Annotated in this window: 13 protein-coding genes; all 13 read right to left on the reverse strand. The window is 67.6% G+C overall.

Going from position 1 to position 12,737, the window contains the following annotated elements:
• Positions 1–12 precede the first annotated feature (12 nt).
• The 13 genes from D9X30_RS09690 to hmgA all read right to left on the reverse strand — a co-directional run bounded on the left by D9X30_RS09690 (position 13) and on the right by hmgA (position 12,682).
• Positions 13–2,364 carry an MMPL family transporter gene (locus D9X30_RS09690; protein WP_228770972.1) on the reverse strand — a complete coding sequence of 784 codons (2,352 nt, stop codon included), beginning with the start codon at positions 2,362–2,364 and terminating at the stop codon, positions 13–15.
• A 1-nt stretch (position 2,365) separates the two neighbouring features.
• The gene (locus D9X30_RS09695) at positions 2,366–2,998 is read right to left on the reverse strand and encodes a LolA family protein (RefSeq protein ID WP_153948509.1); all 633 of its coding nucleotides are present in this window, start codon (positions 2,996–2,998) and stop codon (positions 2,366–2,368) included.
• On the reverse strand, positions 2,995–3,411 hold the full coding sequence (locus D9X30_RS09700) for an acyl-CoA thioesterase (RefSeq protein WP_153948510.1): 417 nt from the start codon (positions 3,409–3,411) through the stop codon (positions 2,995–2,997). Before D9X30_RS09700 ends, D9X30_RS09695 begins: the two co-directional genes overlap by 4 nt.
• A gap of 31 nt (positions 3,412–3,442) precedes the next feature.
• On the reverse strand, positions 3,443–4,441 hold the full coding sequence (locus D9X30_RS09705; protein ID WP_228770964.1) for a lysophospholipid acyltransferase family protein: 999 nt from the start codon (positions 4,439–4,441) through the stop codon (positions 3,443–3,445).
• Complete coding sequence (locus tag D9X30_RS09710) at positions 4,438–5,187, reverse strand: glycosyltransferase family 2 protein (protein WP_153948511.1); 750 nt, start codon at positions 5,185–5,187, stop codon at positions 4,438–4,440. Before D9X30_RS09710 ends, D9X30_RS09705 begins: the two co-directional genes overlap by 4 nt.
• Positions 5,184–6,944 carry an ApeI family dehydratase gene (locus tag D9X30_RS09715; protein WP_228770965.1) on the reverse strand — a complete coding sequence of 587 codons (1,761 nt, stop codon included), beginning with the start codon at positions 6,942–6,944 and terminating at the stop codon, positions 5,184–5,186. The genes D9X30_RS09710 and D9X30_RS09715 overlap by 4 nt, the downstream gene beginning before the upstream one ends.
• A complete protein-coding gene (locus D9X30_RS09720) occupies positions 6,937–7,494 on the reverse strand; it encodes a COG4648 family protein (protein WP_153948512.1) in 558 nt (185 codons plus the stop codon). Before D9X30_RS09720 ends, D9X30_RS09715 begins: the two co-directional genes overlap by 8 nt.
• A gap of 7 nt (positions 7,495–7,501) precedes the next feature.
• Positions 7,502–7,759, reverse strand: a complete 258-nt coding sequence (locus D9X30_RS09725) for an acyl carrier protein (RefSeq protein WP_153948513.1) — start codon at positions 7,757–7,759, stop codon at positions 7,502–7,504.
• Positions 7,760–7,808: 49 nt separating this feature from the next.
• Positions 7,809–8,078, reverse strand: a complete 270-nt coding sequence (locus D9X30_RS09730; protein ID WP_249640927.1) for a phosphopantetheine-binding protein — start codon at positions 8,076–8,078, stop codon at positions 7,809–7,811.
• Positions 8,065–8,841 (reverse strand): lysophospholipid acyltransferase family protein, encoded by a 777-nt coding sequence (locus tag D9X30_RS09735; RefSeq protein ID WP_153948514.1) that lies wholly within the window; start codon positions 8,839–8,841, stop codon positions 8,065–8,067. Before D9X30_RS09735 ends, D9X30_RS09730 begins: the two co-directional genes overlap by 14 nt.
• On the reverse strand, positions 8,834–9,643 hold the full coding sequence (locus tag D9X30_RS09740; RefSeq protein WP_349632230.1) for a beta-ketoacyl synthase chain length factor: 810 nt from the start codon (positions 9,641–9,643) through the stop codon (positions 8,834–8,836). Before D9X30_RS09740 ends, D9X30_RS09735 begins: the two co-directional genes overlap by 8 nt.
• A 428-nt stretch (positions 9,644–10,071) precedes the next feature.
• Entirely contained in the window at positions 10,072–11,334 is a 1,263-nt protein-coding gene (gene fahA, locus D9X30_RS09745; protein ID WP_153948516.1) for a fumarylacetoacetase, read from the reverse strand.
• A 19-nt stretch (positions 11,335–11,353) separates the two neighbouring features.
• Positions 11,354–12,682 (reverse strand): homogentisate 1,2-dioxygenase, encoded by a 1,329-nt coding sequence (gene hmgA, locus D9X30_RS09750; RefSeq protein ID WP_153948517.1) that lies wholly within the window; start codon positions 12,680–12,682, stop codon positions 11,354–11,356.
• Positions 12,683–12,737: the final 55 nt, after the last annotated feature.

Below are 12,737 nucleotides of genomic sequence, written 5' to 3' on the forward strand. Positions count from 1 at the left end.
AATCAACCCTGTTCAATGTTGTTGGATGGGCGGCGCGGCCGGACGAAACCATGGCGACAGCACCCAGACCGCGCCCACGCCCGAAAGCATGGTCATGCCGAACGCATGCAGCGCCGGCGTGGAAGACAAGGCCAGCAGGCCAAACGCCAGCAGCGTGCTGGCCGCGCCCAGGACGATGGCCGTCCATGACACCCCATCGCCGGGATGTTCGAGCAGGAAGATGCCGTAATCCACGCCCACTCCCAGCAGCAGCGCCAGTGCCAGCACCGAGAACAGCTGCAGCGGCACCTGCAGCCAGCCCAGCACCGCCACGCTGAACGCCGCCGCCAGCAGCGTGGGCACCAGCGCGCGCCAGCCGTCGGCGCCATAGCGCCAGCCCAGCAGCAGCGCCACACCAGCGGCGCCCGCCAGCAGCAGCCAGGTCATGAGTACGCGATAGTGATGCAACAGGCCCGACAGATCGGCGATGCGGTCCACCCACTCGGCCCCGCTCACCGCATTCACCTCGTGCGCGATGCCCGCCATGGCGGCCGGTCGTTCCAGCCCGCGCAACAGCATCACGCTGGCATAGCCGCTGCCTTCCCGCCCGAGCCACAGGTGGCGCAGCGTACCCGACACCGGATGGGCCAGCCAGGCAGTCAGCGTCAGCACCTCATCCCCCTCGGATGCCGGCGGCGGCGCAATCGTGCCACCTAGCGCATGCGCTACACGTTGACGCACCGCAAGCTCCTGGCGTTTGGCCAGCGCCGCATCGGCACGCTGGCGCGCCGCAGAGGGCACCCAGTCCGAAATCGACACGAAGCCGGCGAAGTCGCCACGGCCGATGGTATCGGCCAGCCGGGCCTTGACGGCTTCCTCGCGGGACAACACTTCGTCTGGCGTGGCGCCGCGCACCAGCACGAACTGCGCCGGGCTCGGCGTGCCGAGCAGCCGGCCCGCCGTACGCTGGGCCTCCACCAGCGCCGATGGCGAACTCTGCAACTGGCGCACGTCGTCCACGACACGTACCTGCCAGACGCCTGGCACGATGAAAACGGCCAGCCCGGCCAGCGCCAACCACGTGCGGGCATCGTTGCGCACGCGCGGCCAGCGCGCCAGGCTATCGGCCAGCCACGTGGAAAGCCGCGTCTGCCGCAAGTTGCCACGGTCCAGCAGCGGGAACCAGACCACCACGGTAAGGAAGGCCGCCACCAGCCCCACTGCGGAAAACAGCGCCATTTGGCGCAGTCCGGGGAACGGCGCGATGCCCAGCGCCAGGTAGGCCACCACGCTGGTCAACAACGCCAGCGCCATGCCAGGCAGCAGGAACCGCATGACCTTGGGCGGCGATGCCCCGGGCATGGCCTGGCGGGTCACGAAATAGTGGATGCCGAAATCCTCGGCCACGCCCACCAGGCTGGCGCCAAACACCAGCGTAACCAGATGCACGCGATCGAACACGATGGCCGTGGCCGAGATCGCCGCCGCCGTGCCGATCAGCAGGGACAGCCCCACCAGCACGATCGGGCGCAAGGACCGGAACGCGAGCCAGACCAGCAGCAGCACCGCCGCCAGCGAACCCCAGCCGATGACATTCATCTCCAGATTGGCCTGCGCGGCGGCAGCTTCTGCGTGCAGCGGAATACCAGCCGCTATCAGACGCACGCCGTCGTCCCCCTGACGCGCCGCAGCTTCAGCGGCCTTGATCAGGTCGCCGTACTCCGTATTGCCGCTGACGGAGAACGCCGGCTTGGTGATCCGGTACGACAGCAGCGCCCATTCCCGGCCGTCTCCCGACAGCGCTGCCATCCCGTCGCGCTCATGCACGCGCGTGACAGCCGCCCGCGACAGCCACCAGTCCTGCCACAGCCCCAGCGGATCGGCTGCCCAGTCGGTCAGGCGCGGGCCTGTGGAAAGCTGGTAGAGCCGCGTGAGCGCCTGGCGGGCCAGCGCGTCGGGATCGGCGCCCTGCAGCTGCCGGCGCTGCGCATCGGTCAGCAGCCGGTCGCGCCAGGGCCGGTAGAACGCCAGGGCCGCATCGAAATCGAAGGCCGCGATCGTGTCAACCGGCCTGAGCAGATCCGCCTGCCGCCCGGTGGCCGCACGGAATCGCTGCGCAGCGGCGCGGGTGCGCGTCCAGTCCGGACTGCCTACCAGTACTACCACTTCCTGCGCCACACCGTCAGCCAGCCGCCGCAGCACGCGGTCGGCCGTGGCCGTGCGCTCGCTGGTCGGCAACAGCGCCATGACGTCAGTATCCAGCCGCGACGCGCGCCAGAACTGGAACTGGTGCGCGGCCAGCGCCACCACCAGCAACAGCCAGCCGATGGCCAGCCAGCGCCCCGTGCGGGTCAGTCCGCCACGCATCGCCACGCCGCCTGCCATGTCACTCAAAACGCTGCTCCTCGGCGCTGGTCAGCCCGGTTGCCGCCGAAGGGTCGATCATGCGGACCACGGTACTGTCGCCGCTGCCCTCTTCCAGCCGCACATTGCGCACGAAGCGGTCACCGGCCAGTTCTATCCGCGTAAACACGCGCCGCATGCCGGCATCGGCCGGGGTCAGCGTCAGCGCCCAACCCGACTTGCCCACGAGCTTGCCGGTCACTTCGAAACGCGTCTGCAGGCTGCGCAGGTCGCCGCGCAGCACGGCGATCATCGATTCGCCCACCACCCGCATGGCCGGCTGGCTATCGGCCTGCATCTGCTGCTGCACCTTGCCGTCGGCGCCGCGCATCACCAGCCGGTCCGGCGTGACCAGCAGGCTTGACGGAAACGGCTCGCGCGTACTCCACACCACGCCCCGGCCGCGCGCCAGCACGAAATCGCCGCGCGACACCAGCGGATTGCTGAAACCGGCCAGCCGGCGCGTCTGCTCGAACTGTCCGCGGATGACCGGCGCATCGGCCAGCCGCGCGGCCACGTCACCGAGAAGGTCCCCGGCATGGGCGGGCACGGCGCTGGCCAGCACCCCCGCGGCCAGCCCGCCGCCCAGCAGGTGCAAGACGTGCCGGCGCTTCATGAGGCCACCCCCAGCTTCTGGAACAGCACGGGCGGGCACACGTAGAGCATCTCCTGTGTCTGCATGTCCACGGCTACCTGGATCGAGTAACCCTTGGTCAGGCGCTGGCCGGACGCGGCGTCGCGAAGCTCGTACTCGATCTTGAGCCGGTTCTCCCATTCGACGATCGTCGCGTGCACCTCCACGGCCTGGCCATAGACCAGCGGACGGATGTACTTGACGCGCAGGTCCACCACGGGCCAGGCATACCCCGAATCGCGCATCTGCGGATAGTCGTAGTCGATCTCGCGCAGCAGCGCGCAACGCGCCAGCTCGAAATAGCGGATGTAGTTGCCGTGCCAGACCACGTTCATCGGATCGAGGTCGTGGAACGCGGGCGTCAGCGTAATGAAGTGATGGATGACCTTGGACATGGCGATGCCAGTTGGCCGGAACGCACGGGCCTCAGGCCCGCGGCATACCTTGACGCCCCGTCTGCACGGGATCGTCGGCCCAGAAATCGTAGAAATTGAACCAGTCGTACGGCGACTGTGCCACCAGCGCCTGAAGCCACGCCGCATAGGACGTGGCCAGCGCGGTCAGTGCTGCGTCGCGGTTGGCCCGGGGCAGCACCACGGCGTGCGACAGTTCGGTGAAGCGCAACAGGTGGCCGTCTCCGTGCCGCACGCACCCCATCGCGTACAACGGACAGCGCATCAGCGCCGCCAGCACGTAGGGGCCGACCGGAAAGCGCGCGGGGGCCCCCATGAACGGCACACGCACGGCCCGGCCACCGTGCGCCGGCGCGCGGTCGCCGGCAATGGCCACAAATTCCCCGGCCTGCACCTTGGCGGTCAGATCGAGCGCCGTGGCCGGCGAGATATCGTCCACCTGATACAACTGAACGCCAGATTTCGGATCGATGCGCGACAGGATGCGGTTGAAGCGTTCGGCGTGGCGGGTATGCACCAGCACGGTCAGGCGCATGCCGTCGCGCTGGTTGGCCAGCACCCGGCACAGCTCCAGGCAGCCCATATGGGCAGTCATGATGATGCCGCCCTGTCCGCGTGCGATCTGTTCGACCAGCACCTCGTTGCCTTCCCGGGTGACGTTGCCAAAGCGATAGCGGCCGCCGATAGCCAGCAGCTTGTCGAGCAGCGTATCCGCGAAAGAGAACAGGTGCCGCAGCGTGTGACGCCAGCCGGGTACGGTTCCGACGGTGCCGGCCGTCTGCTGCACGCGCGTCAGGAAATCGAGCGACGAACGCCGGGCCAGCGGATGCGTGGCCCAGTAGTAGGTCACCACAGGATAGGCAGCAAGGCGGAACAGCGTCCGGCCGAAGATCCGGTACAGGAAGTACAGGCACCAGACGCCCCACATGCATGTGACTTCGCCGATGGTGCTCCAGTGCCTGGAGCGGCCCGCCTGCAGCGCGGCGCCGGAGTTCGGGGCCGGGGGCATCATGCCGCCACCTTGCGCCACAGAAGGCGCGGCATGCGCCATACCATCCCGAAGAACAGGCGCGTATGCATGCGCGAGATCAGGACGTTGTCGCGCCACGCCTGGAAGTGCGAAACGCCGTCGGACGGATAGGTCACGCGCGTGGGCACGTTCAACATCCGCACGCCCCGCCACACCAGGTGCACCAGCACCTCGGTGTCGAACTCCATCCGCCGGCCCAGCCGCACGTCGCGCATCAGATCGATGACCGGCGCCAGCGGATAGACCCGCAGCCCGCACATCGAATCGCGGATGTCGAACGACAGGGTGTTGATCCAGACCCAGATGTGGGTCAGGTAGCGCGCATACAGCCGGTGCCGTGGCACAGACTCGTCGTACACCGGATGCCCGCAGACCATCGCCTCCGGGTTGGCCCTGGCCAGCGCCACGAACTGCGGAATGCAGTCGGCATCGTGCTGGCCGTCGGCATCGATCTGCAGCGCATGCGTATAGCCAAGCTCGGCCGCCACCGAGAATCCGGCCATGATCGCCCCGCCCTTGCCCTGGTTCTGCGGCAATCGCACCAGACGGACACGCTCGGAGTGGGCCGCGGCCAGTGCGCGCAAGACCTGCTCGCAAGGCGGACTGCTGCCATCGTCAACCAGCAGGCACGGCAGCGGATGCTTCAGGATGGCATCCACCATGGCGCCTATCGCACCTTCATGGTCGTAGACGGGCACCAGCACGACGGGGCGGAATTCGGCGGTCATCTGGCCTCGGGGTGAAAAACGATCTTGCCGCTGGCGTGCGGGCCGGCTGCGGAGCTGAAACGGAAGCCAAGCGCATGGGCCTCGGGCTGCCAGGTCAGCGCAAGCTGCACCACGCTATTGGGCTGGATCACGGACTGGAACTTGAGCGTATCGAGCCGCGCAAAACGCTGGCGGGACGGCACGGCCAGCTTCAGCGGCGCCAGCGCCATCACCCAGTCCACCTGTGCGACGCCGGGCACGATGGGAGCGCCCGGAAAATGTCCGTCAAACACCGCCAGATCCTCCGCCACGTCGAGTTCAGCCGTAGCTGACGCCTCGTCCGCCGTCAGCCAGCGGACCGCCGGCAATGTGCGGCGGAACAGGTCACGCAGCATCACCTCGGTGGTCTTGCCTTGCGCATTGCAGGGCAGTGCCGGCGGGAACGCCCAGCGGCGCGGCAGCGCAACGGGGTCGACGGCCTCGGCCAGATGGCGGCGCAACGCCGCGCCCATGGCGCCTCGCCCTGCCGCGGCCAGCCGCGCTGCGCCTCCGTCGTTCAGCACCACGGCGGCAGCCACGCGCATGCCGACGTCGAGTTCGATCGGCACCACGCGCGCCTCGCGCACCCACGGCGATGCAGCCAGGCATTGCTCGATCTGCGTGAGCGAGATGCGCTTCTCCTCGATCTTGACGATACGGTCGGCCCGGCCAGCCAGAACGAAGCTGTCGTCCCCCGCGGCAAGCGCGCGGTCGGCGCAGACATGCCAGCCATCGTCGGCAAGGTGGGGCGAGCGCACGGCCAGATAACCGTCCTGCAACTGCCAGGCGATGCCCGGCAGCGCAGTCCAGCGGTCGGCATGTACGGCGCGCTGGCGCCAGGCGATGCCCCCGGTCTCGGAACTGCCGAAGACCTCCACCGGCGACTGCCCCATATGGCGCAGTGCGCCCACAGCGGCTTCTGGCGGCAAGGGCCCGCCCGACGAGAACACAGCGCGCAGCGCAGCGCGCACGACCGGCCAGTCGAGCCCAGCCGGCATGCGCTTGAGGTGCGCCGGGCTGCTGACCAGGATGGCCGCGCTGGCATCGGCCCGACAGGCCGCAACCAGTTCCTCGTGAAATTGCAGACGGCCCGCAGGCATCGGACGGGCCGCGGCCAGCGGCCACAGCACCGTAAACAACAACCCGTAAATGTGTTGGTGCGATACCGTGCAGAGGACGCGCACATCAGCGCCGAAGCGGCCGGCGAAGGCTTGCTGCAGCGTGTGGACCTCGGCGTCGAGTTGCGCCAGCCGCTTGTGAATGGCGCTGGGCACGCCGGTGGAACCGGACGTGAACAACGTCACGAACGTGTCGTACGTGGCCAGCACCGGCCACCCAGCGCCATCCACCCCGCCCTCCTCGTCGGCAGGCGCAGTGCCGGCATCCGGCAGGATGGCGCCGGGCAGCTGCCCGGCCCAGCCGTCGGTCTGCCCACGCAGGGCCGCCAGGGTTTCGGGCCGGGCGTCTCCCGGCAGCACCACGTGCTTGCCCGCATGCCAGGCGCCGAACAATGCCGCCGCGAATTCCGCCGTGTCGTGCTCGAAGTAGATTGCCCAGCGCCGGCCCGGGGCATTGGCCAGGGTGCGGCGCCACATGGCGGCGCGCGCCACGAAATGCCGCGCGTCCACACACGTGCCGTCGCCGCACGCCACCAACGGCGGGCTGCTCCGCGACGCCTTCGCCGCCAGCGCCGCCATGACCCCGCCCACGCCGGTCCATGCCGGCAATGCTTCACCCATGACGATTCTCCGCGCTGCGCGCCATGACGCGCTGGCGCAACAGCCATTCCCCGGCAAACATCGCACCGATCAGGCCGTAGGCAATGGCGCCGTTGTAGAGTGCCCAGATGCGGTCGCTGGCCGCGAAGGCCGTGATCGCCGCGATCGTGCCGTTGCACACAAAGAACAGGCACCAGGCCTGCGTAACGCGGCGCGTATAGGCCACGCCGCTCGGGGGCAGTTCGGGCTCACGCAGACGGGCCAGACGCTCCACCAGTGACGGCGGATGCCTGAGCGTCCAGCCGAACACACCAAGCATCGCCACGTTGACCAGCACCGGATAGAGCTTCAGCGGCAACGCATGCCCGGACACCATGACGACAAGTGCCAGCCCGGCCGCCAGCAGCGCCATGGCACGCCATCCGGCACGCCGGCTCGTGCCGGCACGCAGCACCGCGAGCGCCACCAGCGCCAGCGCCATCACGCGCGGCGAGAAATGCTGCAGCCCCAGGTAGATGACCACCGGATAGGACAGCGTGAGAAGCCCCAGCCCCCACTTTCGCCAGGCCATGGGCGGATCAGGCGGTGGCCGGGGAATCGATCAGCAATGCCAGCGCCTGTACCACGTCCTGCACGGTGCGCACGGACTTGAACTGCTCGGGCTTGAGCGGCTTGTTCAGCATCGGCTTGAGCTTCACCAGCAGGTCCACGGCGTCGATGCTGTCGATGTCCAGATCGTCGTGCAGCCGCGCCTCGGGCGTGATGCGGGCCGGATCGATCTCGAAGGTTTCCTCGAGCACCGCGGCCACGCGCGCAAAGATTTCGTCGTGAGTCATGTCGGGTTCCGTGTGATGCAATCTCTTGCCATATCTCTAACGGCGCGGGTCAGGCCGGAGCCCGGTTGCCCTGCGACGCCACGTACGCGGCCAGCGCCGAGACACTGGCGAAGCGCGAGCGGATCTCTTCCTTGTCGCCGTTCATGGTGATGCCATAGCGCTTCTGCAGCGCCAGTCCCAATTCCAGCGCGTCGATCGAGTCGAGGCCCAGGCCGTCGACGAACAACGGTGCGGTGGTGTCGATATCATCCGCGGCCACGTCCTCGAGGGACAGCGACGAGATGATCAGTTCCTTGATTTCTTGCTCAAGCGCCGTCACGGCGGATCTCCCTGGAGAAAAAGTTGCAAAGTGCCTGCGTCAGATGCCGTACGGCCAAGGCGTCCTCGGTGCCCTCGGGCACCCATTCGGACACCGGCACGTCCGGACGTACATCGATGACGAAGCGCGGGCGGCGCACCGGCACGTGATACCACTTCTCGCCCTTGGTCAGCGTGGGCGGCACGCAATGAATGACCACGGGGGTCAGCGCGAAACCACCACGCACCGCCACATTGGCCGCGCCGCGCTGCAATTGCAGAGGCTGGCCCGGGCGCGTGCGGGTGCCTTCGGGAAAGATGATGAGGTTGTTGCCGGCCCGCAGCGAATCGATACAGTCGTCCACCATGGCGGCGCCGCCGTCGTTGCGCACCCAGCCGGTGGCCAGCACCGGGCCCCGCGTGAACGGGTTGCGCGTCAATGCGGACTTGACCACGCAGTCGGCCCGGCGGGTCAGCGCCATCAGGAACACCACGTCGATCAGCGACGGGTGGTTGGCCACGATCAGCAGGCCGCCGCGTTGGAGGCGCTCGGCGTGGCGGACCTCGTAGCGGATCACGCCCACGACGTGCATGATCCAGACGAAGAGCCGGAACGCATGATGAATGAGGGCGCGGCAAACACGCTGACGCCTGGCATCCGTCCAGGGCAGCAGCATCAAAAGCGGAAACACCAGCACGCGCAGCAGCAGCCCGCCGATGCCGAAGCTCGAAAAGCAGAAACCGGTGGCGCACACACGCCACGCGCGATCGAGCCGCTCAACCATGGCGACGCCATCTCCAGATCGCGCGCTCGCCACGATGTACCAGTTCGGTATCGCCGGCCAGCATGAAGCGCAGCACGTCGAGCGCATGCGGCAATAGCGGATGCGCGGTGGCCGGATCGGTTCCGGTACGTGGGGCCACGATCTCCAGCGCCAGGACCGGTTCCCCGGCACGCGGGCGCCCGATGCGCCAGGCCCAGCCGAAGAGGCAGCCCGGTTCGTCGGCGAATTCGGCATACGCTTCGGGCAGCGGCGCGTCATAGCACACCAGCAGCACTTCGTCCGCACCATCGCCGAGCAACGCACAGGCCTCCACCACTGCCGTCTCGACGGTATCCCGCCCGGCAGCCACGGCCTGCAGGTTCGAGGCATCGCCGCGGTCGATCGTGAACATCGCGCCAATGGCATTGTGGACGGACAGGCCGAAAGCCGTGGGCGAAAGCGGCTGCGCCGCCGCCAGTTCGCTGAGCATGTCGAACGCACGCGGGGTGTCGCCGTGGCGTGATGCGAACACGGCGGGACCATGGAAAGCGGAACCGGGTGCTACGTCGCCAGCCGTCACACCGTACGCTGGATGCAGCGCCGCCTTGCCGAGCGCATTGACGCGCCGGCGCAACATGGGGGCCATGGCCGCAAGCGCGGGGAGGTCGCCGCCTTCGGGCAACCACGGGGCCCGGCTCCATGCCCGCCAGGCATCTGCCGTCTGCAATGCCGGCGCCGAGGCCGCCCATGCGCGAATTCCGAATTCCATTGCCATGCCGTGCGCATTGGGTGGATGGTGAGCCCGGAGCCTGCAGCGAGGCATTGGCCATGGCGTTCGCAACGCGCGCGCCGCCCGCACGACCCCGGGGACATTTCCTTTTTTCCCTGAAATTAGCGTCGAAATCCGCAGATTTCGGCGTCTTTGTGTTAATTGCAGTGCTCTCGCCGTCACCTTTTGGGAGGCTGGGCGGCCGGCCTTGCGACCGTTCTCGCGCCAGGCGGGACAGGCCGGTAGCCGTGCAACTGCCTTGATAGGTGTCGGATAGTTCCAGGCCGCGAAGTACCCCTCCAAAGATGGGCATCGTGGCAGCACTGCGAACTTCGACCCTGCATTTTTATCAGGGGCGAATTCTCGCACAAAGGCGCCCGCTATGGCGCAAACTGTAACGGTCTCGGACAAATGTTACAGGGCGGGAGCAACCTGCCGGCCACCCCCGCCCTGTTGGACTCCGTTACCCCGTCGGGCGGATTTCAGCGCGCCGGCAGGATGGTGCCCGTGACTTCACCAAAACCGACGCGATAGCCGTCGCCCTGGCACCAGCCGGTCATGGTCACCGTATCGCCGTCTTCCAGGAAGCCGCGCGTCACGCCATCGGCCAGCGTCACGCGCTCCGCGCCGTTGCGCGTGGTTTCCAGCAGGCTGCCGAACGAATCGGGGGTAGTGCCGCTGATCGTGCCCGAACCCATCAGGTCCCCTACGCGCACGTTGCAGCCCGACACCGTGTGGTGCGCCAACTGTTGCGCCATGGTCCAGTACATCGCCTTGAAGTTGGTGCGGCAGACCGTGGTCGCCGTGGCCGCACCCTGCGGCAGCAGTGCGACTTCGAGAGCGATATCGTAGGCGTTGCGCGCCGTCTGCTGCAGGTATGCCAGCGGCTCGGGCGATTGGACCGGGTTCTCGCTGCGGAACGGGTCGAGCGCATCCATCGTGACGACCCACGGCGAGATCGACGTGCCGAACCCCTTGCTGTTGAACGGCCCAAGCGGCACGTATTCCCATTGCTGGATGTCGCGCGCGCTCCAGTCGTTCAGGATCACCATGCCGAACATGTGCGCGGGCGCATCGGCCGTGCTGACCGGCTCGCCCAGGTTCGACGGCTTGCCGACGATAAACGCCATTTCCAGCTCGTAGTCGAGCTTGCGGCACGGGCTGAACACCGGGCGCGCCTGGTCGGGCAGCTTGATCTGGCCATTGGGCCGATGCAGCGGCGTGCCGCTCACCACCACGGAACTGGCCCGGCCGTTGTAGCCGATCGGGATTTCGAGCCAGTTCGGCAGCAAGGCATTGGCCGGATCGCGAAACATGCGGCCGACGTTGGTGGCGTGCTCGCGCGACGAATAGAAATCCGTGTAGCCCGGAATGTCCACCGGCAGATGCAGCTTCGCCGCCGACATCGGCACCAGGGCCTTGTCGCGCAGCGCGCCGTTGCCGGCAAGCGTCTGGTTGTCGGCGGACAGCAAGGCCGTCAGCGCCGCCCGCGTATCGGTCCACACCGGTTTGCCCAGTGCGATGAAGCGGTTCAGGTTCGGCGCGGCAAAGGCGCCCTTCGCGGCGGCGGGCAGCAGGCCGGCATCGTCGAGCACGGACAGGTCCAGCACCTGGTCACCGATGGCCACGCCCACGCGCGGTGCGCCGTCGCCAATCGAAAAGATGCCATACGGCAGGTTCTGCAGCGGAAAATGGGTCTGGCCGTCGTTGGCCGAGGCAACCCAGCTGGTCTTGGGGGCAGTCATTGTTCTGGAACTCCGGAAATCAGCGCACGTTCGGATTGAAATGCTTCTTCAGGCCCTGCCAGCACGTGTAGTAGTCATGCTGCAGCAGCGCCGATTCGGCGGCATGGCGGGTGGGACGAATCACGCCCGGCGTTTCGAACATGAACGCCATCGTGTCGGTGATGTGGTGCGGCGTGCTGGTGTCCGACACCGACGCCCGTTCGAACGTTTCGGCATCGGGGCCATGGCCGCTCATGCAGTTGTGCAGACTGGCGCCGCCAGGGGCAAAGCCCTCGGCCTTGGCATCGTAGACGCCTGCGATCAGGCCCATGAACTCGCTGGCGATATTGCGATGGAACCAGGGCGGGCGGAACGTATCCTGCGCGGCCAGCCAGCGCGGACCGAAGATCACGAAGTCGATGGTGTCCACGCCCGGCGTGTCCGACGGCGATTGCAGCACCAGGAAGATCGACGGGTCGGGATGATCGAAGCTGATCGAACCAATCGTGTTGAAGTGCCGCAAATCGTATTTGTACGGCGCGTAGTTGCCGTGCCACGCCACCACGTCCAGCGGCGAGTGGTCGATCTCGGCACGCCACAGGTTGCCCTGGAAGCGGGCCACCAGTTCGAACGTGCCCTCGCGGTCTTCATAGCTGGCCACCGGCGTCAGGAAATCGCGCGGGTTGGCCAGGCCGTTGGAGCCGATCACCCCCAGGTCGGGCAGCTTGAACAGCGCACCGTAGTTCTCGCAGATATAGCCCCGCGCCTCGCCATCGGGCAGCGCCACGCGGAAGCGCACGCCGCGCGGAATCACCACGATCTCCTGCGGCTCGACGGCCAGGCGCCCCATCTCGGTGGCGATCAGCAGGCGGCCCTGCTGCGGCACGATCAGCATCTCGCCGTCGGCGTTGTAGAAGTAGCGGTCCTCCATCGACTGGTTGGCCAGATACAGATGGATGCCGCAGCCAGTCTGGGCCTCGGGGCCGCCATTGCCGGCCATCGTGACAATGCCGTCGACAAAGTCCGTCGGCACCGACGGCATTGCCGGCGGGCTCCAGCGCATCTGGTTCGGCGACGGCGGCACCTCGTCGAAGCGGCTCAGCCAGCGATCCTGTTCGATCAGCGCGAACGGCTTGTGCATGGCCGCCGGACGAATCCGGTACAGCCAGGCGCGTCGGTTGTGGGCGCGCGGCGCGGTGAAGGCCGTGCCCGAAATCTGCTCGGCATACAGGCCGTACGGGGCGCGTTGGGGCGAATTGCGGCCCACCGGCAAGGCGCCTGGCAGCGCCTCTGTGGCGAATTCATTGGCGAAGCCGGACATGTACCCGGCGATTTGCGTCTCGGCCACGTGCAGTTGTGTTTGCGTCATGGAGTCTTCCTCTCACACTCCGCCGGCTTGAACGCCGGCGTTTGTCATCGGTATG

The sequence above is a fragment of the Cupriavidus sp. U2 genome, from assembly GCF_009663685.2.
Lineage (GTDB): Bacteria > Pseudomonadota > Gammaproteobacteria > Burkholderiales > Burkholderiaceae > Cupriavidus > Cupriavidus necator_C.

Excerpts from the sequence above, each read along its gene's own strand:
- D9X30_RS09700 (WP_153948510.1), bottom strand. The coding sequence starts at position 3,411 with ATGTCCAAGGTCATCCATCACTTCATTACGCTGACGCCCGCGTTCCAC.
- D9X30_RS09720 (WP_153948512.1), bottom strand. The coding sequence starts at position 7,494 with ATGGCCTGGCGAAAGTGGGGGCTGGGGCTTCTCACGCTGTCCTATCCG.
- D9X30_RS09710 (WP_153948511.1), bottom strand. The coding sequence starts at position 5,187 with ATGACCGCCGAATTCCGCCCCGTCGTGCTGGTGCCCGTCTACGACCAT.
- D9X30_RS09735 (WP_153948514.1), bottom strand. The coding sequence starts at position 8,841 with ATGGTTGAGCGGCTCGATCGCGCGTGGCGTGTGTGCGCCACCGGTTTC.
- D9X30_RS09740 (WP_349632230.1), bottom strand. The coding sequence starts at position 9,643 with ATGCCTCGCTGCAGGCTCCGGGCTCACCATCCACCCAATGCGCACGGC.
- D9X30_RS09725 (WP_153948513.1), bottom strand. The coding sequence starts at position 7,759 with ATGACTCACGACGAAATCTTTGCGCGCGTGGCCGCGGTGCTCGAGGAA.
- fahA (WP_153948516.1), bottom strand. The coding sequence starts at position 11,334 with ATGACTGCCCCCAAGACCAGCTGGGTTGCCTCGGCCAACGACGGCCAG.
- D9X30_RS09715 (WP_228770965.1), bottom strand. The coding sequence starts at position 6,944 with ATGGGTGAAGCATTGCCGGCATGGACCGGCGTGGGCGGGGTCATGGCG.
- D9X30_RS09690 (WP_228770972.1), bottom strand. The coding sequence starts at position 2,364 with ATGGCAGGCGGCGTGGCGATGCGTGGCGGACTGACCCGCACGGGGCGC.
- D9X30_RS09705 (WP_228770964.1), bottom strand. The coding sequence starts at position 4,441 with ATGATGCCCCCGGCCCCGAACTCCGGCGCCGCGCTGCAGGCGGGCCGC.
- hmgA (WP_153948517.1), bottom strand. The coding sequence starts at position 12,682 with ATGACGCAAACACAACTGCACGTGGCCGAGACGCAAATCGCCGGGTAC.
- D9X30_RS09695 (WP_153948509.1), bottom strand. The coding sequence starts at position 2,998 with ATGAAGCGCCGGCACGTCTTGCACCTGCTGGGCGGCGGGCTGGCCGCG.